21 protein-coding genes are annotated in these 24357 nt (G+C 74.2%); 17 read left to right on the top strand and 4 right to left on the bottom strand.

The features are described 5' to 3' along the window. Positions 1-17: 17 nt before the first annotated feature. From OVA32_RS08765 to rsmD, 4 genes are read left to right on the top strand one after another with little or no spacing between them, the layout of a single operon-like run. Entirely contained in the window at positions 18-1142 is a 1125-nt protein-coding gene (locus tag OVA32_RS08765; RefSeq protein WP_036312907.1) for an LCP family protein, read from the top strand. Next, positions 1139-2179 carry a DAK2 domain-containing protein gene (locus OVA32_RS08760; RefSeq protein WP_051995172.1) on the top strand — a complete coding sequence of 347 codons (1041 nt, stop codon included), beginning with the start codon at positions 1139-1141 and terminating at the stop codon, positions 2177-2179. Before OVA32_RS08765 ends, OVA32_RS08760 begins: the two co-directional genes overlap by 4 nt. Beyond that, entirely contained in the window at positions 2169-4361 is a 2193-nt protein-coding gene (locus OVA32_RS08755) for an ATP-dependent DNA helicase RecG (RefSeq protein ID WP_036312904.1), read from the top strand. Before OVA32_RS08760 ends, OVA32_RS08755 begins: the two co-directional genes overlap by 11 nt. Before the next feature lie 3 nt (positions 4362-4364). Next, entirely contained in the window at positions 4365-4928 is a 564-nt protein-coding gene (rsmD, locus tag OVA32_RS08750) for a 16S rRNA (guanine(966)-N(2))-methyltransferase RsmD (protein WP_129867298.1), read from the top strand. Between the two features lie 237 nt (positions 4929-5165). Here the strand turns inward: rsmD and OVA32_RS08745 are convergent, their stop codons facing one another. After that, on the bottom strand, positions 5166-6419 hold the full coding sequence (locus tag OVA32_RS08745; protein ID WP_267714092.1) for an aminotransferase class I/II-fold pyridoxal phosphate-dependent enzyme: 1254 nt from the start codon (positions 6417-6419) through the stop codon (positions 5166-5168). Between the two features lie 132 nt (positions 6420-6551). Between OVA32_RS08745 and coaD the strand changes: the two genes are divergently transcribed. From coaD to OVA32_RS08685, 12 genes are all read left to right on the top strand, one after another. Continuing rightward, entirely contained in the window at positions 6552-7025 is a 474-nt protein-coding gene (gene coaD / locus OVA32_RS08740) for a pantetheine-phosphate adenylyltransferase (RefSeq protein ID WP_036338106.1), read from the top strand. 68 nt (positions 7026-7093) lie between these two features. Next, positions 7094-8008, top strand: coding sequence for a UTP--glucose-1-phosphate uridylyltransferase GalU (gene galU / locus OVA32_RS08735; RefSeq protein ID WP_122054215.1), 915 nt, complete (start codon positions 7094-7096; stop codon positions 8006-8008). A gap of 174 nt (positions 8009-8182) precedes the next feature. Continuing rightward, positions 8183-8755 (top strand): YceD family protein, encoded by a 573-nt coding sequence (locus OVA32_RS08730; protein WP_087114060.1) that lies wholly within the window; start codon positions 8183-8185, stop codon positions 8753-8755. Between the two features lie 2 nt (positions 8756-8757). After that, the gene (rpmF, locus tag OVA32_RS08725) at positions 8758-8961 is read left to right on the top strand and encodes a 50S ribosomal protein L32 (RefSeq protein ID WP_002856390.1); all 204 of its coding nucleotides are present in this window, start codon (positions 8758-8760) and stop codon (positions 8959-8961) included. A gap of 73 nt (positions 8962-9034) precedes the next feature. Next, the gene (gene rnc / locus OVA32_RS08720; RefSeq protein WP_217564700.1) at positions 9035-9697 is read left to right on the top strand and encodes a ribonuclease III; all 663 of its coding nucleotides are present in this window, start codon (positions 9035-9037) and stop codon (positions 9695-9697) included. A 4-nt stretch (positions 9698-9701) separates the two neighbouring features. Beyond that, complete coding sequence (gene mutM / locus OVA32_RS08715) at positions 9702-10619, top strand: bifunctional DNA-formamidopyrimidine glycosylase/DNA-(apurinic or apyrimidinic site) lyase (RefSeq protein ID WP_129866814.1); 918 nt, start codon at positions 9702-9704, stop codon at positions 10617-10619. A 50-nt stretch (positions 10620-10669) separates the two neighbouring features. Then, the gene (locus tag OVA32_RS08710; RefSeq protein ID WP_267714083.1) at positions 10670-11815 is read left to right on the top strand and encodes an LCP family protein; all 1146 of its coding nucleotides are present in this window, start codon (positions 10670-10672) and stop codon (positions 11813-11815) included. After that, on the top strand, positions 11805-12977 hold the full coding sequence (locus OVA32_RS08705) for a glycosyltransferase family 4 protein (RefSeq protein ID WP_267714081.1): 1173 nt from the start codon (positions 11805-11807) through the stop codon (positions 12975-12977). Before OVA32_RS08710 ends, OVA32_RS08705 begins: the two co-directional genes overlap by 11 nt. A gap of 155 nt (positions 12978-13132) precedes the next feature. Beyond that, a complete protein-coding gene (gene wecC, locus OVA32_RS08700; protein ID WP_036381206.1) occupies positions 13133-14392 on the top strand; it encodes a UDP-N-acetyl-D-mannosamine dehydrogenase in 1260 nt (419 codons plus the stop codon). 3 nt (positions 14393-14395) lie between these two features. Continuing rightward, a complete protein-coding gene (locus OVA32_RS08695; protein WP_036381209.1) occupies positions 14396-16147 on the top strand; it encodes a glycosyltransferase family 4 protein in 1752 nt (583 codons plus the stop codon). Positions 16148-16385: 238 nt separating this feature from the next. Next, positions 16386-17003 carry a hypothetical protein gene (locus OVA32_RS08690; RefSeq protein WP_127435260.1) on the top strand — a complete coding sequence of 206 codons (618 nt, stop codon included), beginning with the start codon at positions 16386-16388 and terminating at the stop codon, positions 17001-17003. After that, positions 17000-19279 carry a glycosyltransferase gene (locus OVA32_RS08685; RefSeq protein WP_127435259.1) on the top strand — a complete coding sequence of 760 codons (2280 nt, stop codon included), beginning with the start codon at positions 17000-17002 and terminating at the stop codon, positions 19277-19279. Before OVA32_RS08690 ends, OVA32_RS08685 begins: the two co-directional genes overlap by 4 nt. Before the next feature lie 3 nt (positions 19280-19282). On the opposite strand, the gene OVA32_RS08680 is transcribed toward OVA32_RS08685, so the two are convergent. The 3 genes from OVA32_RS08680 to OVA32_RS08670 form a co-directional block, all read right to left on the bottom strand. Beyond that, entirely contained in the window at positions 19283-20908 is a 1626-nt protein-coding gene (locus OVA32_RS08680) for a hypothetical protein (RefSeq protein ID WP_267714077.1), read from the bottom strand. Between the two features lie 218 nt (positions 20909-21126). Continuing rightward, a complete protein-coding gene (locus OVA32_RS08675; RefSeq protein WP_052006967.1) occupies positions 21127-22008 on the bottom strand; it encodes an ABC transporter ATP-binding protein in 882 nt (293 codons plus the stop codon). Next, positions 22005-22898: an ABC transporter permease gene (locus OVA32_RS08670; RefSeq protein ID WP_127435072.1), complete on the bottom strand. Its 894-nt coding sequence runs from the start codon at positions 22896-22898 to the stop codon at positions 22005-22007. Before OVA32_RS08670 ends, OVA32_RS08675 begins: the two co-directional genes overlap by 4 nt. Before the next feature lie 220 nt (positions 22899-23118). On the opposite strand from OVA32_RS08670, the gene wecB reads away from it, so the two are divergent. After that, the gene (wecB, locus tag OVA32_RS08665; RefSeq protein WP_267714074.1) at positions 23119-24357 is read left to right on the top strand and encodes a non-hydrolyzing UDP-N-acetylglucosamine 2-epimerase; all 1239 of its coding nucleotides are present in this window, start codon (positions 23119-23121) and stop codon (positions 24355-24357) included.

Genomic DNA, 24357 nt, shown 5'->3' with positions numbered 1-24357 from the left:
CCGCCTCAGGAGCCCACGTGAGCAGCACCGCGGACCCCCGCCCCCGCCCCCCGCAGGAGGACGTCGCCGTCGGGCGGCGCCGTCGTCGTCGCCGCCCGTGGCTGATCGCCCTGGCGGTGGTGCTCGTGGCGCTGCTGGCCGTGGGCATCGCGGCGGCGGTGTACGTCGGCGGGATCGCCCGGATCATCGACCAGGACACCCAGCGCTTCGACGGCGGCGCGTTCCCCGCCGAGTCGGGCCGCCCGGGCGCCGCGGGGGCGTCCGCCCAGCAGCCCACCGCGCCGCCGCCCGGCATGGACGCGGACCAGGCCGCCGAAGGCGCCCAGGGCCCCGTCGCCCCGGACGCGGACGAGAAGGCGGACGAGCAGGCCCTCGACGTGCTGCTCGTCGGCGAGGACGCGGGCGCGGAGGGCCGTGACTCCGCCGGCCGGTCGGACACCCTCATGTGGGTCCACGTGCCCGGGGACCGCAGCGAGATCCAGGTCATGTCCATCATGCGCGACATGTGGGTGCCGATCCCGGGACACGGGGACCACAAGGTCAACGCCGCCTACCAGTACGGCGGCATCCCGCTGACGGTGGCCACCGCGGAGAACATGTTCCAGGCGCGCGTGGACCACGTGGTCGCCGTGGACCTCGCCGGCTTCAAGGGCCTGGTGGACGCCCTGGGCGGCGTCAGCGTGGACAACCCCAGCGCCTTCGTCTCGACCGGCGGCATCGACTTCCCCGCGGGCACCGTGCAGATGGACGGGGACAAGGCCCTGGCCTACGCGCGGGAGCGGTACAACCTGCCGCGCAGCGACTTCGACCGCGTGGAGAACCAGCAGCGCCTGGTCAAGGCCATCGTGGCCGCGTTCCTCTCCCGGGACACCCTCTCGGACCCGAGCCGCGTGCAGGCCGCCGTCGAGGAGTTCGCCCCTTTCCTGACCCTCGACGACGAGCTCGACTCCAGCACCCTCGCGAACCTGGCGTGGTCCCTGCGCGACGCGCGCGACGCCCCGATCGTGACCAGCACGGTGCCGTCCGTGGGCGTGGGCTACACGGACACCGGCGAGGACGTCGTGTGGCCGGACTGGGCGGCGATCGCCCGCCTGGGCGAGGGCATCCGCACCGGCACCCTGGGGGAGGCCGTGGCGCCGTGAGCACGCCGACCCGGCCGTCGCTGGTGCCGCACTGGCTCGCGCTCGCGGAGGAGCTCGTGGGCCGGGCCGCGCCGCGGCTCGACGCCCTGAACCTCTTCCCGGTCCCGGACGCGGACACGGGCACGAACATGCTGGCCACGCTGACGGCGGCCCGCACCGCGGCCGACGCCTGCCCCGCACAGGACGACGCCGGCGCCGTGCTCGCGCACGCGGGCGCGGCCGCGCTGGACTCGGCCCGGGGCAACTCGGGCATGCTGCTGGCGGTCAGCCTGGCGGGGATGGCCGAGCCCCTGCGCGGCCGGGAGCGCGTCGACGCGTTCGCCCTGGCGGCGGCGTTCGGAGCCGCCGACCGGGCCGCCCGGCAGGCCCTGTCGGATCCGCGCGAGGGGACGATCCTCACGGTGCTCTCCGCGGCCGCCCGCAGCCTCGCGCGCTCGTCCACCCAGGCCCCCGACACGCCCGCGGTGGCCGGGGACGCGGACCCGGCCGTGCGGCTGGGCCCGGCCGTGACCGTCATGCTGGCCGACTGCGTGCAGGCCGTGGAGGAGACCGAGTCGTTGCTCGCCCCGCTGACCCGGGCGCACGTCGTGGACGCCGGCGCCGTCGGGCTGCTCTGGGTGTTCGAGGCGCTGCGCGCCGTCGTCACGGGCACGCCCGTGGACGAGGAGCTGGCCACCGCGCTCCACGGCTACGTCGAGGGCGCCCATGCCGCGGAGGGCGAGCCCGCCGCCGCGGCGGAGGAGCCGACCGAGGGGGCCGTCGAGGTGATGGGCACCCTGGCCCTCACCCCGCTCGCCGCGGCCGAGCTGCGCCGACGGCTGACCGACGTGGGGGACGCCGTGATCCTCGCCCCCGTCGGGACCGCCCGTGACGCGCAGGGCCGGGTGCCGTGGCGGGTCCACGTGCACGTGCCCCGCGCCGAGGACGCGATCGGCCCCCTGCGGGCCGCCGGCGACGTGGAGGGCCTGGCCGTCACCGACCTGGCCGAGCCGTCGCACGGCGACGACGCCGCACCGGATGGGTGCCATGGCCGCTGAGGCCCCCGTCACCGACCTGCCCCTGTCCGAGGTGCTGGGCGGGAAGCTGCCCGCCCGCCTCGAGAAGGAGCTCGGGCTGACCACGGTCGGGGACCTGCTGGACCACGTGCCGCGCCGCTGGATCGAGCGCGGCGAGCTCACCCCCATCGCCGCCCTGCCGTACGACGCCGAGGTGACCGTCGTCGCCGTCGTGGAGTCGGTGACCACGCGGCGCATGCACAGCCGGCCCGGGTTCATCGTGGACGTCACCGTCGCGGACCCGTCCGTGGCCGGCGTGCCGGGGGCGAGCCTGTCCATGGCCTTCTTCAACGGCCACGACGCCCGCCGCCGCCTCGCCCCCGGGATGACCGCCATGTTCCAGGGCCGCACGACCGAGTACCGCGGCCGGATCACGCTGAACAACCCGGACTTCGCGCTCCTGGACGACGACGTCGCCCCGGGGGAGGTGGACGTGCGACCGGTCCCGCTCTACCGGGCCACGGGGAAGCTGCCGTCGTGGACGGTCCGCTCCGCCGTCGCCCGGGTGCTCGAGACCGTCGACCTGGGACGGATCCCCGAGCTGCTCACCGAGCGGATCCGCGCGGAGGCCGCCGCGGCGCTCGACCTGGACGCGCCGCTGCCGGGCACCGCCCAGGCGTACCGGGACCTGCACGCCCCTCACGACGTCGCCGCCACCGGCCCGGCGCGGACCGCGCTGGCCCTGCGTGAGGCGCTGCTCGTCCAGGCCGCGCTCGCCTGGCGCCGGGACCGGGAGCGGGCGGTGCCCGCCGTGCCCCGCCCGCCGCGGCCCGGGGGCCTGCTCGAGGCCCTGGACGCCCGCCTGCCGTTCGCGCTGACGCCCGGCCAGGTGGCGGTGGGGGAGCAGCTGTCCGCCGAGCTGGCCCGGGACGCCCCGATGAGCCGGCTGCTGCAGGGGGACGTGGGCGCGGGCAAGACGCTCGTGGCCCTGCGGGCGATGCTGCAGGTCGTGGACGCCGGCGGCCAGGCCGCCCTGGTGGCACCCACCGAGGTGCTCGCCGCGCAGCACCACCGTGCCCTGCTGCGCCTGATGGGCCCCCTCGCCGAGGCCGGCACCCTCGGGGCCGGCGACGGCCCGGCCACAAGGGTCGCGCTGGTCACCGGCTCGCTCAAGACCGCCGCGCGCCGCGAGGCCCTGCTGGCCCTGGCCTCCGGCGAGGCCGGGATCGCCGTGGGGACGCACGCCCTGCTCTCCGAGAAGGTGGGCTTCGCCGAGCTGGCCCTGGCCGTCGTCGACGAGCAGCACCGCTTCGGCGTGGACCAGCGCGAGGCCCTGCGGCGGGCCAACCCCGGCACGCACCTGCTCGTCATGTCCGCCACGCCCATCCCGCGCTCCGTGGCGATGACGGTGTTCGGCGACCTGGACCTGTCGGTGCTCGAGGGGCTGCCGTCCGGGCGTCAGCCGGTCACCACGCACGTGGCGCGGATGGCCCACGGCCCGCGCGTGATCGGCCGGGTGTGGGAGCTGATCGCCGAGCACGTGGCGGCCGGCCACCAGGCGTTCGTGGTGTGCCCGCGCATCGACCCCGACGACGCCGACCCGGGCCACGCCAACGTGGAGGAGATGACACCCCGGCTGCGGGGTCTCCCGGCGCTGGCGGGGCTGCGGATCGACGCCGTGCACGGGCGCATGGACCAGGCCGAGCAGGACGCGGCGATGCAGGCCTTCGCGCGCGGGGAGACGGACGTGCTCGTGGCGACCACCGTCGTCGAGGTGGGCGTGGACGTGCCCAACGCGACGGTCATGGCGATCCTCGACGCCGACGACTTCGGCCTGTCCACCCTGCACCAGCTGCGCGGCCGCGTGGGCCGCGGGCCCGGGGCGGCGGTCTGCCTGCTGGCCACGCGCCTGCCGGACGGGCACCCGTCGCTGCGCCGGCTCGAGGTCCTGGCCCAGGAGCAGGACGGCATGCGCATCGCGCAGGAGGACCTCGCCCAGCGCGGCGTCGGCGACGTGCTCGGCGCCGCCCAGTCCGGGCTGGCCTCGGGGCTGCACCACGTGGACGTCATCGCCGACGCCCCGCTGATCGCCGTGGCCGCCGACGCCGTCGCGCAGGTCATGGCGGCCGGCCCGGGGCTCTCCGCCCACCCGGCGCTCGCCGCCGAGGTGGCCCGCTGGGAGGCCGAGCACCTCACCGCCGCCGACTACCTCGAGAAGGGCTGAGCCATGTCCCGCATCATCGCCGGCGCGGCCGCCGGGCGGCCCCTGACCGCCGTCCCCGGCACCGGCACGCGCCCCACCACGGACCGCATCAAGGAGGCCCTGTTCTCCTGGCTCGAGGCCCGCGACTGGCTGGACGGGACGGCCGTGCTCGACCTCTACGCCGGCTCCGGCGCCCTGGGGTGCGAGGCCGCCAGCCGCGGAGCGGCATCGGTGCTGCTGGTCGAGCGGGACCGGAAGGCCGTGACCGCGTGCCGCGCGAACGCCGCGCTGGTCAACCGGGCGCGCGGGGCCGACGTCGTGCGCGTGCGCGCCGGGAGCGTGGAGCAGGCGCTCGCGGCGGAGGCCGCGCCCGTGGACCTGATCCTGGCCGACCCGCCGTACCCGGTGGCCGGCCCGCCGCTCGAGGCCGTGCTGGAGGCGGCGGCCGGGCGGCTTGCCCCGGGCGGGCTGCTCGTGCTCGAGCGGGCGGCCCGGGACGCGGCGCCGCGCCGGCCGCGCGGCCTCGAGGAGGTCGAGGTGCGCGTCTACGGCGAGACCGCCCTGTACCTCTGGCAGGACGAGCGCTGACCCCGCCCACCCGCTTTCGTTCGGGAAACGGCGGCGTGTCGGCCTGCTTTCGTTCGGGAAACGGCGGCGTCTCGGCCCGTTCTCACCGGGGAGACGGGAGGGCGGAACGGACTGGGCTCAGCACGGAACCGCGAGCACGGCGGCCGCCGTTTCCCGAACGAAAATGCTCCGGGGGCCGCCGTTTCCCGAACGAAAGTGCTCCGGGGGCCGCCGTTTCGTCAACGAAAGCGTCGGGGGTCAGGCCGCGCGCAGCCGCGGGGCCGCCTCGGCCAGGCGGCGCATCGCCTCGTCGATCGCATCCGGGGACTTGCAGAACGCCAGCCGCAGCCACGACCGCAGGTGGCCTCCGTCCGGGCGGCAGAGCGCGCCCACGGGGATGCCCGTGACGCCGGCCTCACGCGTCCACCGCACCGCGGCCTCGGCCGCGTCCGTCACACCCCACGGGGCGAGGTCCACGACGACGAAGTAGCCCGCCGCCGGGACGACCGGGTCCAGGCCCGCCTCCCGCAGGCCCGCCACGAGCCGATCCCGGGCGTCGCGGTACCGCTCGCGCTGGCCGGCGAGGTGCCGCTCGGCGTCGTCGGTGGGCAGGTAGGCGCCCAGCGCGCGCTGGAAGGCGGGGCCGGAGGAGTAGGTGAGGAACTGCTTGACGGCGCGCGCGGCCCCGACGAGCTCGGCCGGGCCGGTCAGCCAGCCGACCTTCCAGCCGGTGACCGCGAACGCCTTGCCCGCGCTGGAGACCGTCAGGGCGATGTCCTCGGCGCCCGCGACCGAGCGCAGGCTGACGTGCTCGCCCTCGTAGACGAGGTGGTCGTAGACCTCGTCCGCGAGGATCAGCACGCCCCGGGACCGGCACAGGGCCACGAGCTCCTCGAGCAGCTCCCGCGGATAGACCGCGCCCGTGGGGTTGTGCGGCGTGTTCACGATGAGCAGGCGCGTGCGGTCGGTGATCGCGTCCGCCACCCGTGCCGGGTCCGGCAGGAAGTCCGGCGCCTCCACCGGCACGCTCACGTGCCGGGCGCCGGCCAGGGCGATCGTGGCGGCGTGCGAGTCGTAGAACGGCTCGACCGTGACGACCTCGTCGCCCGGGCGCACGAACGCCAGGACCGTCGCGGCGATGCCCTCGGTGGCACCCGTGGTGATCATGACCTGCGTGGCGGGGTCCTCCGTCACGCCCCAGTGGCGCCGGCGGTGCTCTGCGACGGCCTGCCGCAGCGCGGGGTCGCCCGTGCCGGGGGCGTACTGGTTGGGGCCCGCCAGCACGGCGTCGGCCGCCAGCCGCAGCAGCGCGTCGGGGCCGTCGGCGTCGGGGAAGCCCTGGCCGAGGTTCACGGCCCCGTGCTCGACGGCGAGGCCCGTCATCGTCTCGAACACGGTGGGCACGGGGCCGGCGTCACCGAGCAGGCCCGCGGCCGCCGCCGTGCGACGCCACGGCGCGTCCACGTCGACGTCGTGCCGTGCCGATCCGGGGGTGGGCTGGGTTCCGTCCATGGCCGCACTGTACCCATCGCCGCGGACCGCACACGGCGGCGCCTGCCGCGTCGGTCACGACCGCGACGCGCCGGAGCCGGACCGGACGGGCGCCCGTCGCCGCTCGGCGCGGCCCCCGCTAGGCTGGCACCCATGCGTCGTGCCGTCTGCCCTGGTTCGTTCGATCCCCTCCACAAGGGGCACGTCGAGGTGATCGCGCGAGCCGCGAACCTCTTCGAGGAGGTGGTGGTCGCCGTGTCCTCCAACCCGGCCAAGACGTACCGCTTCAGCGTGGACGAGCGCATCGCCATGATCGAGGCGACGGTGTCCTCCCTCGCCGGTGTCGCGGTCCGGCCCATGGGCCCGGGCCTGCTGGCCGAGTTCTGCCGGCAGATCGGCGCGGACGCGATCGTCAAGGGGCTGCGCGGCGGCGCCGACCTCGAGTTCGAGGCCCCGATGGCCGCGATGAACCGCCACCTCACCGGGGTCGAGACGGTCTACCTCCCGGCCGACGCCCGGTACACCCACGTGTCCTCCTCGCTCATCAAGGAGGTCCACGGACTCGGCGGCGACGTCGCCGAGTTCGTCCCGGCCGCGGTCCTGCGCGGCCTCGACGGCGGGGCCTGACCCCGCCCGGCCCGCCCGCGGGCCACCCCTCCGCTCGTCCCACCGCATCAACCGCAGGAGAACCGCCGATGACCGTCCCGCCCCCCTCCCGCCCCCGCACCCGCAAGGCCGTCATCCCGGCCGCCGGCCTGGGCACCCGCTTCCTGCCGGCCACCAAGGCCATGCCGAAGGAGATGCTGCCGGTGGTGGACCGGCCGGCCATCGAGTACGTGGTGACGGAGGCCCGGCGTGCGGGCCTGGCGGACGTGCTGATGATCACGGGCCGGAACAAGCGGGCCCTCGAGGACCACTTCGACCGCCATCCCGCGCTGGAGGCCGCGCTGGAGCACAAGGGCGACGCCAAGCGGCTCGCGCAGATCCACGAGTCGGACCTGGTGGGGGACATCCACTACGTCCGTCAGGGCGAGGCCCTCGGGCTCGGCCACGCGGTGAACTGCGCACGCCGCCACGTCGGCGAGGAGCCGTTCGCGGTCCTGCTGGGCGATGACATCATCGGCGACGGCGAGGCGCTGCTCGAGCGCATGATCGACGTGCAGCAGCGCCTCGGCGGCTCTGTGATCGCCCTCATGGAGGTGCCGGAGGAGGCCGTCTCGGCCTACGGCGTGGCCGCGGTGGAGGCCGTGCCGGGGGAGGGCGACGACGTCGTCCGCGTCACCGACCTCGTGGAGAAGCCGGCCCGCGAGGACGCCCCCTCCACCCTCGCGATCATCGGCCGCTACGTGCTGGCCCCGCAGGTGTTCGACGTGCTGGACGAGACCCCGCCCGGCCGCGGCGGGGAGATCCAGCTCACCGACGCGTTGCAGAGGCTGGCCACGGAGGACGGTGAGGGTCGCGGCGTGCACGCCGTCGTCTTCGACGGCCGCCGCTACGACACGGGGGACAAGCTCGGCTACCTCCAGGCGGTCATCGAGTTCGGGGCGCGGCACGAGGACCTCGGGGCCGACCTGCGGGCCTGGCTCCGGGAGTTCACCGCCGGGCTCTGAGCCGGGCCGGCGACGCGCGGGCTGCCGCCGGCTTTGGCCGAGGCGGACCCACCCGGTAGGATGGGCTGTCGGTCCGTCGTGGCTGGACCCGTGTCCAGGCCGCACCGCACCCCTGCAGAGGGCGTGCGGACGGGCCGTGTACCCCCGCCGTCCCACCCGCCGAGAGGAGCGACCATGGACAGCATCCAGCGCCACGGCGCCGACTCGCCGTGGGTGATCCCCGTGCGCGATCTGACGCGCGGGGCCGGAGTCCAGCGCGAGCTGACGGCCGAGTGGCCCGCCCCCGCGGGCGTCTCCACGCCGCTGCTGGGGATCCCCGAGGGGGACCCCGTCGAACTGGACCTGCGTCTGGAGTCGGTGCACGAGGGAGTCCTCGTCACCGGCACCGCGGACGCGACCCTGAAGGGCGAGTGCGGCCGTTGCCTGCGCCCGCTGCACGAGGGGATCACCGTGGACCTGCAGGAGCTGTACCTCACCGGCACGTCCGAGGACGACGCCGGCGAGCAGCCGCTCGTGGTGCGCGAGACCGTGGACCTGGAACCCGTGTTCCGGGACGCCGTGGTCATCGCCCTCCCGTTCCAGCCGCTGTGCCGGCCGGACTGCGAGGGCCTGTGCGCCGACTGCGGCATCCGCCTCGAGGACGCGCCCGAGGGGCACGCCCACGAGCGCGTGGACCCGCGCTGGGCCGCCCTGGCCCACCTCGCGGGCACCTCAGAGACCTCCATCACCGAGACAGAAGAGAGATAGTCGTGGCAGTCCCGAAGCGGAAGATGTCCCGTGCCAACACCCGTGCCCGCCGGTCGCAGTGGAAGGCCACCGCGCCCGCCCTGGTGAAGTCCGTCGAGAACGGTCGTGTCTCGTACCGCCTGCCCCACCAGGCCGAGCTGAAGACCGACGCCGCCGGCACCCCCCTGTTCTTCGAGTACAAGGGCCGCAAGGTCGCCGACGCCTGAGATGGCGTCCCCATCGGCTCGCCGCGGGCCTGAGCCCGCGCCCGAGCCAGAAGAGCTGTTCGAGCGTCTCGGCGTGCACATCACCGCCGAGACGCTCGAACGCGCTCTGACGCACCGCTCGTTCGCCTACGAGCAGGGCGGGCTGCCCACCAACGAGCGCCTCGAGTTCCTCGGGGACTCGGTGCTGGGCTACGTGGTCACCGACCACATCTTTACGGTGTACCCGGACCTGGCCGAGGGCGACCTCGCGCGCCGCCGGGCCGCCGTCGTGTCCACGCGTGCCCTGGCGAAGGTGGCGCGCCGGATCGGCATCGGCCCGTTCGTGCGCCTGGGCACGGGGGAGCGCCGCACCGGCGGGGCGGACAAGGACTCGATCCTCGCCGACACCCTCGAGGCGCTCATCGGCGCGGTCTACGTGGACCACGGGGCTGTGGCCGCGGCCGCACTCGTGCACCGCCACGTGGTGCCGCTGCTGGACGAGCCGGACCTGCTGCGCGAGAGCACCGACTGGAAGACGGTCGTGGCCGAGGCCGCCAGCCGGCACGGTCTCGGCGCCGTCCGCTACGCGATCGAGGGTCAGGGCCCCGCGCACGACCCCCGCTACCGGGCCACCCTCGTCGTCGGCGAGCGCGAGTACGGCTCCGCCGTCGCCAGCTCCAAGAAGCAGGCCGAGCGGGACGCCGCGGCCGCCTCCTGGCCCGCCCTCGAGGCGGATCTGCCGGCCGCGGGGCGCTGAGCCCGTGCCGGAGCTGCCCGAGGCCGAGGTCGTCCGGCGCGGCCTGGCCCGGTGGGCCACGGACGCCGTCGCCGCGGAGCTCGAGGTCCTCGACCCCCGCTCGCTGCGTCGCAGCCCCGGCGGTGCGGACGCCCTCCGGGAGCGGCTGCGCGGCGCCCAGCTGGCCGAGCCGGCTCGCCGCGGCAAGTTCCTCTGGCTGCCCCTGGCCGAGGGCGACGACGCCGTCGTCGTGCACCTGGGGATGAGCGGGCAGATCCTCGTGGACGAACCGGGGGCCGCCGACCAGCGACACCTGCGCCTGCGCCTGCCCGTCACCGCGGCGGACGGCTCCGCCCGCGAGCTGCGGTTCGTGGACCAGCGGATCTTCGGCGGCTGGTGGCTCGACGCGCTGCGGCCCGACGACGCCGCCGGCGGCGAGCGGATCCCCACCACGGCCGCCCACATCGCCCTGGACCCGCTGCACCCCCTGTTCGACCCCGCGGCCGTGCACGCGCGCCTGGCGCGCCGCCGCTCCACCCTCAAGCGCGCGCTGCTGGACCAGTCGCTGGTCTCCGGGATCGGCAACATCTACGCGGACGAGGCCCTGTGGGGCGCCCGCCTGCACCCCGAGCGCCCGACCGAGCGCATGCGCCGGGCGGACACGCTGCGCCTCATGGCGGCCGTCCAGGACGTGATGCGCCGGGCCCTGGAGGTGGGGGGCACGAGCTTCGACGCGCTCTACGTCAACGTGGACGGGCGATCGGGCTACTTCGCCCGCTCGCTGGCGGCCTACGGGCGCACCGGGCAGCCGTGTCGCCGCTGCGCCGCCGAGGGGGTCGACTCCCGCATCGTCCGCGAGCCGTTCATGAACCGTGCGAGCCACCTGTGCCCGCGCTGCCAGCCCAGGCCGCGCCGTCGCCGGGCCGTGGCGGCCGACGCCTGACGAGGCGTCCGTAGACTGGCCTGACCCCCGACCTCGAGCAGGAGACCCGAGTGAGCCATCCCCCGGCCGCGTCCTGGACGCCCGAGCCCCTGCCGCGTCCCGAGTCCCCGCGCGACGACGCCCCGCCGGTCGCGCGGCGCCGCCGGCGCTGGCCGTGGGTCGTCGGCGTGCTCGCCGTCCTGCTCGCGGCGCTGCTCGGCCTGGGCGCCTGGTACACGAGCTCGCTCGGGCGCACCTTCGACGACCACCGGCAGACGGTGGACGTGGGGGCGCTCGAGCAGGCGGCCGGCAACGGCCCGCTGAACGTGCTCGTCCTGGGCTCCGACTCCCGCGAGGGCGAGGGCGAGCAGGACATGGGCCAGCGCTCGGACACCATGATGCTCGTGCACATCCCCGCGGACCGTCGCCAGGTCTACGTCATGTCCGTGCTGCGGGATTCGTGGGTCACCGTGCCCGGCCACGGCGAGGCGAAGATCAACTCGGCCTTCGACACGGGCGGCTACGCCCTCGCCGTGGACACGGTGGAGCTGCTGCTGGGAGTGCCGATCCACCACGTCCTCGAGGTCGACTTCCAGGGCTTCCGGGGCGTGACGAACGCGCTGGGCGGCGTCGAGGTCTGCAACCCTCAGGCCTTCTCCTCCGGTCAGGCCAACCCCTCGTACTACCCGCGCGGACACATCCTGCTGCAGGACACCGCCGCCCTGCGCTACGTGCGCGAACGGCACGCCTTCGACGACGGCGACGTCACCCGCGTGAAGAACCAGCAGCGTTACCTGGCCGGGGCGATGGACCGCTTCCTCAGCCCGCAGATCCTGGGCAATCCCGCCCGCACCACCGAGGTCGTCGCCACGTTCTCCGACCACCTCGGTGTGGACGAGGGGCTCACGTCCGGCGTGATCGCCTCGCTCGCGTGGCAGCTGCGCGACGTCCGCGGCGAGGACGTCGAGATGTTCACGGTGCCGCGCAAGGGCTTCGCGGAGGGCCCGAACGGCGACGCCATCGTCGAGCTCGACGAGGACAAGCTGGCGGACCTGCGGTCCGCCCTCGCCGACGACGACGTCCAGCGCTACGTCGACGAGCACGAGCCCACGAAGGAGAAGAAGGCCCAGGCCGCCGGCGGGCCGGCCCCCGTGCTGACCCTGCTGACCGGCACCACGCCCGCACCCGCCCTCGGGGAGGACCCCTGTGACGACTGAGCCGCGCCGCCCCCGCCTCCTGCTCGTCTCCCACTCCTACCGGCCCGAGCGCACCCCTCCCGCGCGTCGCTGGGGCGCGGTCGTGGCGGCGCTGCGGTCGGCGGGCTGGGACGTCGACGTCGTCGCGCCCGGGGGTGTGCGCCCCTTCGCCGGGCCCGACGGCGAACGTGTCCTGCCCACGCCTCGCCTGCCCCTGGGGGAGGCCGGCCGCAACGGTCGCTTCGCCGAAGCGGTGGTGCACGCGCTGCTCGCCATCCCGCGTGGGATGGGCACCCGACGCCCGGACGTGGTGGTGGCCACCGTGCCCGCCCTGCCCGTGGTGGTGCCCGGCGTCGTGCTCTCCCGCCTCTGGCGCCGTCCCCTCGTGCTGGAGATGCGCGACGCCTGGCCGGATCTCGCCCATGAGGCCGGGGTCCACCAGGGCTTGCTGGGCGCCGCGATGGAGCGTGTCGTGACCGGCGGCCAGCGCGCGGCCCGACTCGTGGTGACCGTCACGGACGGCTTCGCGGAGACGCTGCGCGGGCGCGGGGTGCGGGTGGTCCGCACCCTGGGCAACGGTGTGGACCTGGCTCGCCTGGCGGTGGCGCCGCGGCGCGAGCGGCCCGCCGGTGAGCTCCACGTGCTGTACCTGGGCAACATGGGCGAGAGCCAGGGGCTCGAGCGGCTCGTCGACGCCGCGGCGACGCTGCGGCGCACCCGGCCGGGGGTGCGCGTCCGGCTGGTCGGGGAGGGGACCCGGCGTCCGGCGCTGGAGGCCCGCAACGCCGAGCTCGGCTCGCCGGCCGAGATCCTCGGACCCGTCCACGGCGCGGCCGTGGCCGAGCAGTACGCGTGGGCGGACACGCTGGTGGTGGCCCTGCGTCCCGACTGGCCGAGCTTCCGGCACACCGTGCCCTCCAAGACCTACGAGGTGCTCGCCGTCGGCCGGCACGTCACGGGCCTGGTGACGGGGGAGGCCGCCCGCACCCTCGAGGCGGCCGGCGGCGCCGAGGTCATCGGCCCGGACGTGGACGACCTGGTGCGGCACCTGACGGCGCTCGCGGACGACCCGCACCGCACCGACGTCGGCGCGGGCGGACGCGACTGGGTGCGCCGCCACGCCGACCTGCCGGCCGTGGCCCGCCGCTACGAGCGACTGCTGCGCCGCGTCGCCGGTCGCTGAGCCCGACGTCGGCCCTGGAGCGGAGACGTGCTCGGTCACGGTACTCGCGGCGCCGTGGGTCGAGTCCGGTCCCTATACTCGACAAGGCATTACAGGTGGCCCGACGTGCGTTGCGGTCTTCCTGTGCGACCGTTTCGACGAATGAGGACCACCGCATGACGACGCAGATCAAGGACGTGGCCGTGATCGGCCTGGGCTACATCGGACTGCCGACGGCTGCCATCCTGGCGGAGAACGGCGTGCGCGTGCACGGCGTGGACGTCTCGGACCGCACGGTGGACGCCGTGAATGCGGGCACGGTGCCCTTCGTGGAGCCGGACCTGGCCGGGTTCGTCGCGCGCGGCGTCGAGAAGGGCCTGCTCAGCGCCTCGACGACGACACCGGCGGCGGACGCCTACATCGTCGCCGTGCCGACCCCGTTCAAGGACGGGCACTCCCCGGACCTGGGCTACATCGAGGCCGCCGCCCGTGGCCTGGCCCCGCAGCTGACCGGGGACGAGCTCGTCATCCTCGAGTCCACCTCGCCCCCCGGCGCCACCGAGCACATGGCCGAGGTGATCTTCGCCGAGCGTCCTGAGCTGCGCGAGTCCGAGCTGGACTTCGCCCACTGCCCCGAGCGGGTGCTCCCGGGCCGTGTGATGGTCGAGCTCGTGACCAACGACCGGATCGTCGGCGGCTCGACCCGGCGCGCGGCCGAGCGGGCCCGCGACCTCTACCGCACGTTCTGCGAGGGCGAGATCCTGCTGACGGACACCCGCACCGCGGAGATGGCCAAGCTCGTGGAGAACTCCTTCCGCGACGTCAACATCGCCTTCGCCAACGAGCTGTCCGTGATCTGCGCCGAGCAGGGCATCGACGTGTGGGAGCTCATCGAGCTCGCCAACCACCATCCCCGCGTGAACATCCTGCAGCCGGGCCCCGGCGTGGGCGGCCACTGCATCGCCGTGGACCCGTGGTTCATCGTGGACGCCGCCCCGCAGACCGCCCGGCTGATCCGCGCGGCCCGGGAGATCAACGACGGCAAGCCCCAGTGGGTCATCGATCAGGTCAAGGCTGCGGCCTTCGACGTCCAGCAGGCCACCGGCCGCGCTCCGGTCGTCGCCGCCCTCGGCCTGGCCTTCAAGCCGAACATCGACGACCTGCGTGAATCCCCGGCCCTGAACATCGCGGCCGAGCTGGCGGGCCAGTTCTCCGGGTCCGACGTGCTCGTGGTCGAGCCGCACGTGACGGAGCTGCCGGCCGCGCTGCAGGGCAAGGACAACGTGCGCCTGGTCGCGGCCGACGAGGCCCTGGACGCCGCCGACATCGTGGTGCTGCTGGTGGACCACTCCGCCTTCGCCGACCTCGGCGACCGCGTGGCCGACAAGCGCGTGATCGACACGCGCGGCCAGTGGCGCGCAACGCCGGGGTCCTGATCCGTGGGTTCCGCCTCGGCCGTCCCGTGGCGGTCCAACCTCGGCGTGCTCGCGCAGACCGTGGCCGAGCACGCCGTGGACGACCCGATCCTGCTCACGCTGCAGGGCGCCCGGCGGCTGCCTGAACGTCTGAGGGGCACTGCCGCGCGAGGGCTGACGACGTTGGGGACAGCCGCAGGCGGGGTACCGGCCGCGGTGGGTTTTCACATGTTGGGGGCCGCCGAGGACGCTCAGGAACGACTGGCCGCCGCCGACGGGATCCGCTACGCGCCGGCGCGTGCGGACGTGCTCGTGCACCTGTCCGCGTTCGAGGACGCCGCCGCCGTCCTGGAGGCGGTCCCGCCGGCGTCCCGCGGCGCGGCCTGGCACGCTGCGGCCTCACGTCTGGCCCACCACACCGGTGACCTCGACGCCGCCGTGCGGCACGCCCGTGTCCATCGACGGAACCGGGCCCTGGCGCGCCGCATGGCGGGTGAACGCGAGGCGTTGACGGGCGACTGGCCGACCCTGCCGCGCGAAACCGGGTACACACCGCGCCCGGGGCGGGTGCTCCACGTGCTCACCAACTCCCTGCCCCACACCCGCTCCGGATACGCCCAGCGCAGCCACGCGATCCTTCGGGCCCAGGCCGAGGCAGGTCTGCAGGTCAGTGCCGTGACCCGCCCCGGCTACCCCGTGCAGGTGGGTGTGCCGTGGGCGCGTGCGGTGGACGTGGTGGACGGGATCGAGTACCACCGACTGACGCCGTCGCGCCTGGCCCAAGGCCAGGCCGCGCGGGTGCGTCAGCATGCCGCACTGCTGCTCGAGGTGGTCCGCGCCGAACGCCCGGCGCTGCTGCACACCACGACCCACTACGTGAACGCGATGGCTGTCCGCGCCGTGGCCGAGGCCTGCGGGATCCCCTGGGTGTATGAAGTCCGCGGTCGCCTCGCCGACACGTGGGCCGCGACCCGGGGACCCGCGGCGACAGCCTCCCCCCGGTACGCCGCCTTCACGGCCCGTGAGGCCCAGGCCGCCCGCGCTGCGGACGCGGTCGTCACCCTCGGGGAGGGCATGCGGCAGACGCTCGTCAGCGAGGGCGTCGATCCCGAGCGGATCGTGCTGGCCCCCAACGCGGTGGACGCCCGCTTCGAGGCGCCGCCGCCCTCTCGTGCGAAGGCCCGTCAGCACCTCGGCCTGGATCCGGACGGCCGGTACGTGGGCACAGTCTCCTCGATCGTGGACTACGAGGGGCTAGACCTGCTGGTGCGGGCTGTGGCCCGGCTGGCCCCGGAACACCCCCGCCTCCGTCTGCGCATCGTCGGAGACGGGGTCGCCCTGCCCGGCCTGCGCGTGCTCGCTCACCGCCTGGGGATCGCCGACATCTGTGAGTTCCCCGGGCGGGTGGCCCGCGAGGACGCAGTGTGGCACCATTCGGCCCTGGACGTGTTCTGCGTCCCGCGCCGGGACCTCCCCGTCACCCGCGCCGTCACGCCCATGAAGTCTGTGGAAGCCTCGGCGCTCGGCCGCCCCGTGGTGGCCTCCGATCTGCCCGCACTCGCGGAGCTGGTCGAGGATGGGGTCACCGGCGAGTTGTTCCGTGCCGAGGACCTGGACGCGTTCGTGGCGGCCCTCGGCCGTCTGCTCTCCAGGCCAGAGGAGGCCGAGCGACTCGGCCGAGCGGGACGGGACTGGGCGCTGGCCACTCGCACCTGGTCGAGCAACGTCACCCGCTACCGAGACCTGTACACAGCCCTGGGAGTCACCGATGCCTGAAAAGCCGTTGTCACGCCGGGTCGTCAGCGCCGGTGGCCGCATTCTGCGGGCCACCCGGCGACGCGTCGAACCCAATCTGAGCCCGGAGATGCGCCGTCGCCTGTCCCGCGCGGTTCGTGCGATGCCCGACCCCATGGCCGAGCGGGTCCGAGGTGCCGCCCGCATCACCCCGCGCTCCGCCGCCGTCGGAGGCCGAGGCCGAGGCCGCGGGCGTGGACGCGGACGTCCCGCGCTTGTCATGGATCCTCTCGATCTGCTGGTCGAGGTCCCCGCCGCCGGCGTGCAGATGGCCGGCCGTGCGGCCGCCGCTGTGCGGGACGACGCCGGTGCCGCCGCCCGCCTCGACAGGGCCCTGCACGGGTCCCACCCACCGGTCAGCCGGCCGGCCGGGGGCGGCCGCCGTGTGGCCGTGCTCGCCCGTCCGGAGATCGAGGAGGCCCTGATCGATGCCGGCCATGCCGTCGAGCCCCTCGTGCCCGGCACTGCACGCGCCGTGATGGCGCGTGTCGAGGTCGCGGTCCTGGATCTCGAGGGGTTCACCGGTGTGTGGGGCGGCGCCTTGGATGCCGAGGGCGTGGGTTTGGCCCGTGAGGTCATGACCGCCGTCGAGGAGGGTGCCCGTCGGGGTGTGACGACCTGGCTGGCGGCCGGCACCGGGCGACGCAGCCACCTGGGTGCTCCGGCCCTCTTGGCCCATCCCAACATCGAGGCGCTGGACGTGCTGAACCCCGCGCCGCCGATCCACTACACCCAGGACCCCACAGACGCCCCGCGCGGTGTGGCCGATGTGGTTCTTGGGGTCCTGCATGACGCCGAGCCCCACGTCCGCCCCCTTGCCCGAGAGACCCACGCATGAGCACCGACCACCTGACCGCCGTCTCCGAGACCACGGACCGCCCCCGCGTGCCGGTCGTCCTCTTGTACGGGGACGTGGACCTCAACGTCCTGGACGGATCCGCTGTCTGGCTGGGGTCCATGGCCGAGACGTGGGTGGCCGCCGGCGCCGAGGTCCACGTGCAGCTGAAGGCGCTCGAGCGCCGTGACGTCCTGACGTCGGACCTACGGGCTCTCGCTGGTGTGACGTTGCACGAGGCCGACCCCGAGCCGGGCACGGACCAGATGGACCGCCCCCGTGCCGTCGAGGTGCTGGAGGATCTCGCAGAGCGGCTTCACCCGGACATCGTCATGGTGCGCGGCATCCACCTGTGTGCGGAGGTCGCCCGCCGGGGTGCCTTCCCCGGTCGGCTCTGGTCCTACGTGACCGAGTTCGGCTACCCGTCCAGTGGCGCGGCCCCGGCAAAGCTGGACGTCATCCGCTCGATCGCCGCCGCCAGCCGCGTGATACTCGCCCAGACCGAGGACGCCCGCGCCGTTCTGGAGGCTTACGTTCCCGAGGCCGCGGGCCGCACCCTCGTGCTCACCCCGATGATCCCGGACGCCCTCGTGGCCTCGGCCACCCAAGCACGGGCCCACGGTGAGGCAGCGGCGCACTCCGATGCGGGGCGTCCGCTGGAGCTGGTCTACACGGGCAAGTTCGCCCGGAACTGGCGCACCGACCTGATGCCCGCCCTCGTGTCGGCCCTCGCCGGGCACGGCGTCCCGGCGCGCCTGACGATGGTGGGTGACAAGGTCCATAGGGAGAAGTCGGACCCCACGTTCTTCGGCCGCATGACGGAGCTGATGCAGACCCCGGACCCGGCGGTGACCTGGACCGGTGGCGTTCCCCGCAGTGCAGCCCTCGACCATACCGCCCGGGCGGACATGGCCCTGAGCTGGAGGTCGCCTGCCCTGGACGTGAGCCTCGAGTTGTCCACCAAGGTCCTCGAGTCCTGCGCCCTCGGTGTGCCTCCGGTCCTCAACCGGACCGCGGCGCACGAACGGCTGCTCGGGGTGGACTGGCCCCTGTTCGTGGAGCCGCATACGGACTCCGTCGAAGGCGTCGCGCAGCTGTTGGCCACGGCCCGCCCGCATCTGGGGGCGCTGGCCGAGCGTGCCGTGGCGGCCGCGGCCCCCTATCGGGTCTCCGCCCGGGCCGAGGTGCTGCGTGGGTATGTGGAGCGGGTGGTGCCCGGATTCTCCCCGCAGGCTCTGCCGGCGTTGCGGTCTGCCGAGACGACAGGCAGGAACCCTGCCTCCCCGGGCCGTCCGCTGCGGGTCGTGGTGGCCGGCCACGACCTGAAGTTCGCGGGCGAGCTGCTGGACATGCTGCGCACCCATCCCGGGGTCGAACTGCGGATCGATAGGTGGGCGGGCCTGCACCGGCACGATGCGTCCGTCTCCCGCGAGCACGTTGAGTGGGCGGACGTGGTGCTGTGCGAATGGGCGGGGCCCAATGCGGTGTGGTACGCCCGCCACAAGCGCCCCGGTCAGAAGCTCGTCGTCCGACTCCACATGTTCGAGCTGCGCGGTGCGTGGCTGAGTGACCTCGACCTGGATGCGGTGGACACACTCATCACCGTCTCGGACCATTACCGGGATCTCACGGTGGAGGCACTCGGTGCGGACCCGGGGCGCGTGCGGGTCATCCCCAACGCAGTGTCCGTGGCGGACCTGGCCCGGGAACCCGTGGCAGGCGCCGAGTTCCGCCTGGGGCTGGTCGGCATCGTTCCGCTGCGCAAGCGCCTGGATCGCGCCCTGGACCTGCTGCGCGTGCTGCGCGCCGCAGACGACCGGTTCACCCTGCACGTGCGTGGCCGCATGCCGTGGGAGTACCGCCACGAGTGGCAGGATCCCCTCCAGCGGGAGGGGTACCTGGATCTCTTCGCGAAGTTGGGCGGGGATCCGCTGCACCGGGCGGTGGCGTTCGAACCGTTCGGCGCGGACATGGGCACGTGGTTGCGGCGCATGGGATGGGTGCTCTCACCCAGCTCGGTGGAGAGCTTCCACCTCGCGCCCGCCGAGGGGATGGCGGCCGGATCGCTCCCGGTGATCTGGGACCGCCCGGGTGCGGACGGCGTCTTCGGCGCCGACCTCGTCCACGCGGACACTGAGGCCGCCGCCCGCTGGATCCTGGAGCTCACACAGGACGAGGCACGACGGCAGGAGTGGTCCGCGCACATGCGGGAACGCGTGCTCGCGTTCGACGAGCGCACCGTGGCCCGTGCCTGGGCGGAGGCCCTGGGCCTGGACTGAGGGTCAGGGCCGGCGCGGGGCGCGCGTGCCGAGCACGACGTCGGCCAGGGCGGGCAGGACGAGCTCGGCGGCGTAGGTCCGGGCCACGAACTCCCGGGCCCGGGCGGCGGCATCTGCCCAGGCCTCGGGGTCGGCGGTGGCCGCCCGCACGGAGGCGGCCAGCGCCGCCGTGTCCGGGGCGAGCCAGTCGGCCGGGTAGAGCAGGTCTGCGCCGGCCCAGGCCAGTGAGCGCGGCAGCCGGCCGTGGGCGGCGCCGTCGGGCAGGGTGAAGTGGAAGGACTCGAAGGCCGAGGTGGAGAGCACGGTGCCCACCGAGGCGTACCAGGCGGACATGTCCGGGCCGTGCGGGTCCCAGGTGACCGCGCCGGTCAGCGCCGGGTCCTGGGTCAGCCGCCGCCGCTGGGCGGCGAAGTACGCCTGCGCCGCGGGACGACTGCGGACCCAGGCGACCTCTTCGGGCCTGTGCCCGCGGATGCGCAGCCGGAACCGCCGGTCCTCGGCCCGCAGCAGGGCGAGCACGTCCAGGGCCCGGTCCAGTCCCTTGCGTTCGGGCAGCACGCCCACCAGGCCCAGGGTGAAGCGCTGTGCCGGGTCTGCGGGATGCGCGGAGGCCCAGTCCGGGTCCGGGAGTCGGACTGCGTTCGGGATCCACCGGGTACGGCCTGGGTCCAGGTGCGCATCGCGGATCACCTGCGCCCGCACATGCTCGGCGACGAACACCCAGGTGTCCACGGCCTCCTGGCGCACCCGCTCGGGGAACTCCGTGGCGGCCTCCTGCAGGTGCGTGCGTGCCGTCAGGCGGACCCCCGGGGGCAGCCGGCGCGAATACCACACCAGATTCCCCAGGGACCACTCACAGTGCACGACATCCGCCCACGCCACCAGCGACCGGCTCGCCTCGGCGTCGTGGCGGGCATGTCCGGTCCAGGAATCGACCCGGACCTCGTGGCCGCGGGCCCGCAGCTCGGTGATCAGCCCGTCCGCGAACTTGAGGTCATGGCCGGCGACGACGACGCGCCGCGGCTCCCGAACCACGTGCACGGTGGGGCCTGGCGGGTCCTCCCGCCAGGCGCCCGGCCCTGAGCCCTGCCGGTGGCTGCGCGTCAGCTCCAGACGGGCTGCCCGACCACGGCCGGCAAGATCGGCCACGGTGGCCGCGGCGTCCTCGGGGCCCACGACCGCGCGGCCAGCCGCGGCAGCCGCGCGGGACAGGGCCGGGTCGCAGTGTTCTGGCTCGGGCACCAGGACCGCGTCCACGAGGTTCAGGGCGGCCTGCAGCCGGCCGGCTTCGGGGGAGCCCCCCGCCGTCAGGGACCCCGTGATGACCAGCACTCCGGGGAGCCGGCGGCCTGCTGTGCGGCGCAGCGCACGAATGAGGGCGTGCTGGCGGCCGGGTGCGGCGAGCGCCACGGAGTGGGGGAACGACCCGCTCGGCAGGCGGGTCCGCGAAGCCACCATCGCGGCCGCGTCCTCAAGCGGCCAGGATCCCGCCGCCACGTCGCCCACCGGCACCAGGAGCACGCCCGGGGCGTCCGCCCGCCGGGGGCCGAGCGGGTTCCAGGCGTCCAGGCCGGGACGGGGGCGGCCCGTCAGCGCCCGCACCAGGGCGGCGGGGGCCGGCAGCGGCACGCTCCTCCCGGGTGGTGCTTCCGGAACTGTCCCGTGCCCGGCGGCAGCCCACACGACCGCCGGAAGGGTGAGGCCCCCGACGGCGCCGCGTCCCCAGCGCGCCACGTGCCGACCCGCGGCCCCGGCGCGCTGCGCTGCGCGGCGACCGAGGACGTCGGCCCGGGCCCACCAGCGGCGGGCGCCAGGCCCGAGACGGGTCACCGCGCGGCCGAACGGGGTCACAGCTGCGTCGTGCCCGTCGGAGCAGTGCCACCGGCCCAGGCGACCCGGCACCGCACCAATTCTGCCTGTTTCTCGGCGAGCAGCTCGCGGCCCTCGTCCTCGCGGCCGTCGGACATCCGACGCGTGTACCGCTTGTAGGTCCTGGCGACCCTGCCGGGGTCTCCGTCCATCGTGAGCACGCCCCGCTCGAGCCAGATGGCCCGTGAGCACATCTCTTGGATCGTGCTGAGGGAGTGGCTCACCAGGAACACACAGCCGGCCTGCTGCCGCAGCTCGTCGAGCCGGGCACGCGTGCGAGCCCGGAACTGCGCATCACCCGTGTTCAGGGCCTCATCGATCACCAGGATGTCGGGGTCCACGGACGTGGCGATGGCGAACTGGAGACGGGAGGCCATGCCCGAGGAATAAGCCTTCAAGGGCATCTGGAGGGCCTTGTCGTCCAGTCCGGAGAGGGCGGCGACGGCGTCTCGCTTCTCCCGGGCCTGTCGCCGGCTCATGCCCATGGCGAGGCAGCCGAGCATGATGTTGTCCTCCCCGGACACCTGCCGCACCAGGGCGGCGTTGACGCCGAGCATCACGGGCGTGCTCGTGGCGTACACCCGGCCGGTGGTGGGCTGCAGCTGACCGGTGACCAGCTTCATCAGCGTGGACTTGCCGGAGCCGTTCGTGCCGATCACGCCGACTGACTCGCCTCGCTCCACGGCGAAGGACAACGGCTTGAGCGCCTCCACCACCGTGGTCTTCACACCGCTGCCGGTGCGTCGACGACCCTGGACGGCGTCGGCCGAGCGGACGGTGTAGGTCATGGATGCCTCGTCCACCACCACGGCGGGATCCGCCACCTCGATAGTGCCCACGTCGTCAGGATGCCCGGTCATCGTTCGTCTCCATAGGACTCCTCGGCGTCCCAGAACACCACCGTGCCCACCACCAGGAGGAGGGCGGTCCAGGCGAGCAGGACGATCCACCGCATCGGGTCGGCATTGGCGCCGTAGAGCAGCGACTGGCGGGCGATGTCCAGCACGCAGTACATCGGGTTCAGGTGCATGGCGGTCACCAGCGCCGGCACGTGTTCGAACCGCTGCACACTGAAGAACACGGCGGAGAGGTACAGCCAGATGCGGGTGCCGAAGGTGATCAGGTTGGCCACGTCAGCCCACCGGGCCACGACGCGGGCCAGCAGCAGGGAGAGCCCCAGATTGAACAGGGTCTGCAGAGCGAGCAACGGCACGAGCAGCAGCCACCGCCAGGTGATGTGCTCGAACGGGGGGATGACCAGGATGAGGACGATCATCACGGCCAGGGTCGGCAGGAAGAGCAGCAGCTCGCGCAGGTTGGAAGCGATCGGCAGCGTGGCTCGGGGGAAGCGGAATGCCCGCACGATGGACAGGTTCGAGGAGATGGACCGTGATCCGTTGGCGATCGCCTGGGACGTGTACCGGAAGAGGAACACGCCGACGATCAGGTATGCGATGAAGTTCTCGATGCCCCGGCCGGTCTGCAGCAGGACCCCGAAGACCAGGAAGTAGGCGGCGCCGTCCAGGATGGGGTTCAGGATCATCCAGATGCGGCCGAGGGCGTTGGTAGACGCGGCGCCGGCGATGCGCGAGCGCGAGTCGAACACGATGAAGGAGCGGTAGCTCCACAGCGAGGCGATGTAGCGTCCCAGTCGCGGCCGAGCGCCCACGCGCCCCAGATCGGAGCCGTCCACGTGCAGGGTCGCCGCGGCATGTGCTCCGCGCTGCTCGGCCTCGATGGAGTCGACCATGCGGATCCACCCTCTCTCCATGGGTCAGGGGAACATCGGCGGCCGGGTTGGTCGCGCCCCGGGAGTCTAGCAAGCCGACCGGGCGGGGGCGGCGGGTTCGGAGCGAGTGGGCTGTGCGCCTGCGCTCTGCGTAAAGTGAAGAGGAGCCGGGGTCGACGCCCGGCCGGAGCCGCGCCCCGGTTCGGACGCGGACCAGGATGCCGAGAATCCAGGAGAGCCCGTGCCCAAGGTCATGCCCATCTACGGAACCCGCCCGGAGGCCATCAAGGTGGCCCCCATCGTCAAGGCGCTGCAGGCCGACGAGCGGTTCGAGTGCGTGGTGACCGTCACGGGGCAGCACCGCGAGATGCTGGACCAGGTCAACGAGCTGTTCGGCATCGTCCCGGACCACGACCTGAACATCATCCAGCCCCGCCAGACCCTCAACGGCGTGTTCGCCCGCACCCTCGACGGGCTCGACGCCGTCCTCGAGCAGGAGCGACCGGACGCCGTCGTCGTCCAGGGCGACACCACGACCTCGACGGCGGGCGCCGTCGCCGCCTTCAACCGCGGCATCCCCGTGGTCCACGCCGAGGCGGGCCTGCGCAGCTTCGACATCCTCTCCCCGTTCCCGGAGGAGGCCAACCGTAAGATCACCAGCCAGATCGCGGCGCTGCACCTGCCCCCGACCACCGTGAGCCGGGACAACCTGCTGCGTGAGGCCGTGGCCGCGGAGGACGTCTACGTCACGGGCAACACCGTGATCGACGCGCTGCTGGAGGCCGTCAGCCACCAGGTGCCGTTCGAGGACGAGCGTCTGGCCGAGCTGGAGGCGTCCGGCCGTCGCGTCGTCCTGGTGACGACCCACCGGCGCGAGAACCAGGGCGACGCGATGCGCGGCGTCGGGCGCGCCCTGGCCCGCCTGGCCGCGGACCACCCGGAGGTCACCTTCGTGCTGCCGGCGCATCGCAACCCGGTGGTGCGCGAGGCGATCCTGCCGGAGATCGAGGGCCGCGAGAACGTGCTCGTGACCGAGCCCCTGGCCTACGGCGAATTCACCCACCTGCTGTCCGTGGCCACCGTCGTGCTGACGGACTCCGGCGGCGTCCAGGAGGAGGCCCCGTCCCTGGGCAAGCCCGTCCTCGTGATGCGCGAGAACACCGAGCGTCCCGAGGCCGTGACCGCCGGCACCGTGCGTCTGATCGGCACCGACGAGGAGGTCGTGGTCACCGAGGTCACCCGCCTGCTGACGGATGAGGCCGCGTACACCGCGATGTCCCAGGCCGTGAACCCCTACGGCGACGGCCGCGCGGCGGAGCGCACGGTCTCGGCGATCGCCGAGCTGCTCGGCGTGGGCGAGCGGCTGCCGGCCTTCGACGGGGGGATCCGGCGTGACCGAGTTCCTCCTCGCCGTCCCGCGTCGGCCCCGCCGGGGTCTCACCCTCGACCTCACCCGGAGCCGCCTGCGCGCGGTCGCTGA

This window comes from Micrococcus sp. SL257 (assembly GCF_026625585.1).
Lineage (GTDB): Bacteria > Actinomycetota > Actinomycetes > Actinomycetales > Micrococcaceae > Micrococcus > Micrococcus luteus.
This window is presented reverse-complemented; position numbering and strand designations above follow the sequence as displayed.

Bases quoted from the DNA above. Each gene is read 5' to 3' on its own strand.
- OVA32_RS08730 (WP_087114060.1), top strand. From the start codon at position 8,183: ATGGACAGCATCCAGCGCCACGGCGCCGACTCGCCGTGGGTGATCCCC.
- OVA32_RS08755 (WP_036312904.1), top strand. From the start codon at position 2,169: ATGGCCGCTGAGGCCCCCGTCACCGACCTGCCCCTGTCCGAGGTGCTG.
- galU (WP_122054215.1), top strand. From the start codon at position 7,094: ATGACCGTCCCGCCCCCCTCCCGCCCCCGCACCCGCAAGGCCGTCATC.
- OVA32_RS08685 (WP_127435259.1), top strand. From the start codon at position 17,000: ATGAGCACCGACCACCTGACCGCCGTCTCCGAGACCACGGACCGCCCC.
- OVA32_RS08675 (WP_052006967.1), bottom strand. From the start codon at position 22,008: ATGACCGGGCATCCTGACGACGTGGGCACTATCGAGGTGGCGGATCCC.
- coaD (WP_036338106.1), top strand. From the start codon at position 6,552: ATGCGTCGTGCCGTCTGCCCTGGTTCGTTCGATCCCCTCCACAAGGGG.
- wecC (WP_036381206.1), top strand. From the start codon at position 13,133: ATGACGACGCAGATCAAGGACGTGGCCGTGATCGGCCTGGGCTACATC.
- rsmD (WP_129867298.1), top strand. From the start codon at position 4,365: ATGTCCCGCATCATCGCCGGCGCGGCCGCCGGGCGGCCCCTGACCGCC.
- OVA32_RS08670 (WP_127435072.1), bottom strand. From the start codon at position 22,898: ATGGTCGACTCCATCGAGGCCGAGCAGCGCGGAGCACATGCCGCGGCG.
- OVA32_RS08690 (WP_127435260.1), top strand. From the start codon at position 16,386: ATGGATCCTCTCGATCTGCTGGTCGAGGTCCCCGCCGCCGGCGTGCAG.
- OVA32_RS08745 (WP_267714092.1), bottom strand. From the start codon at position 6,419: ATGGACGGAACCCAGCCCACCCCCGGATCGGCACGGCACGACGTCGAC.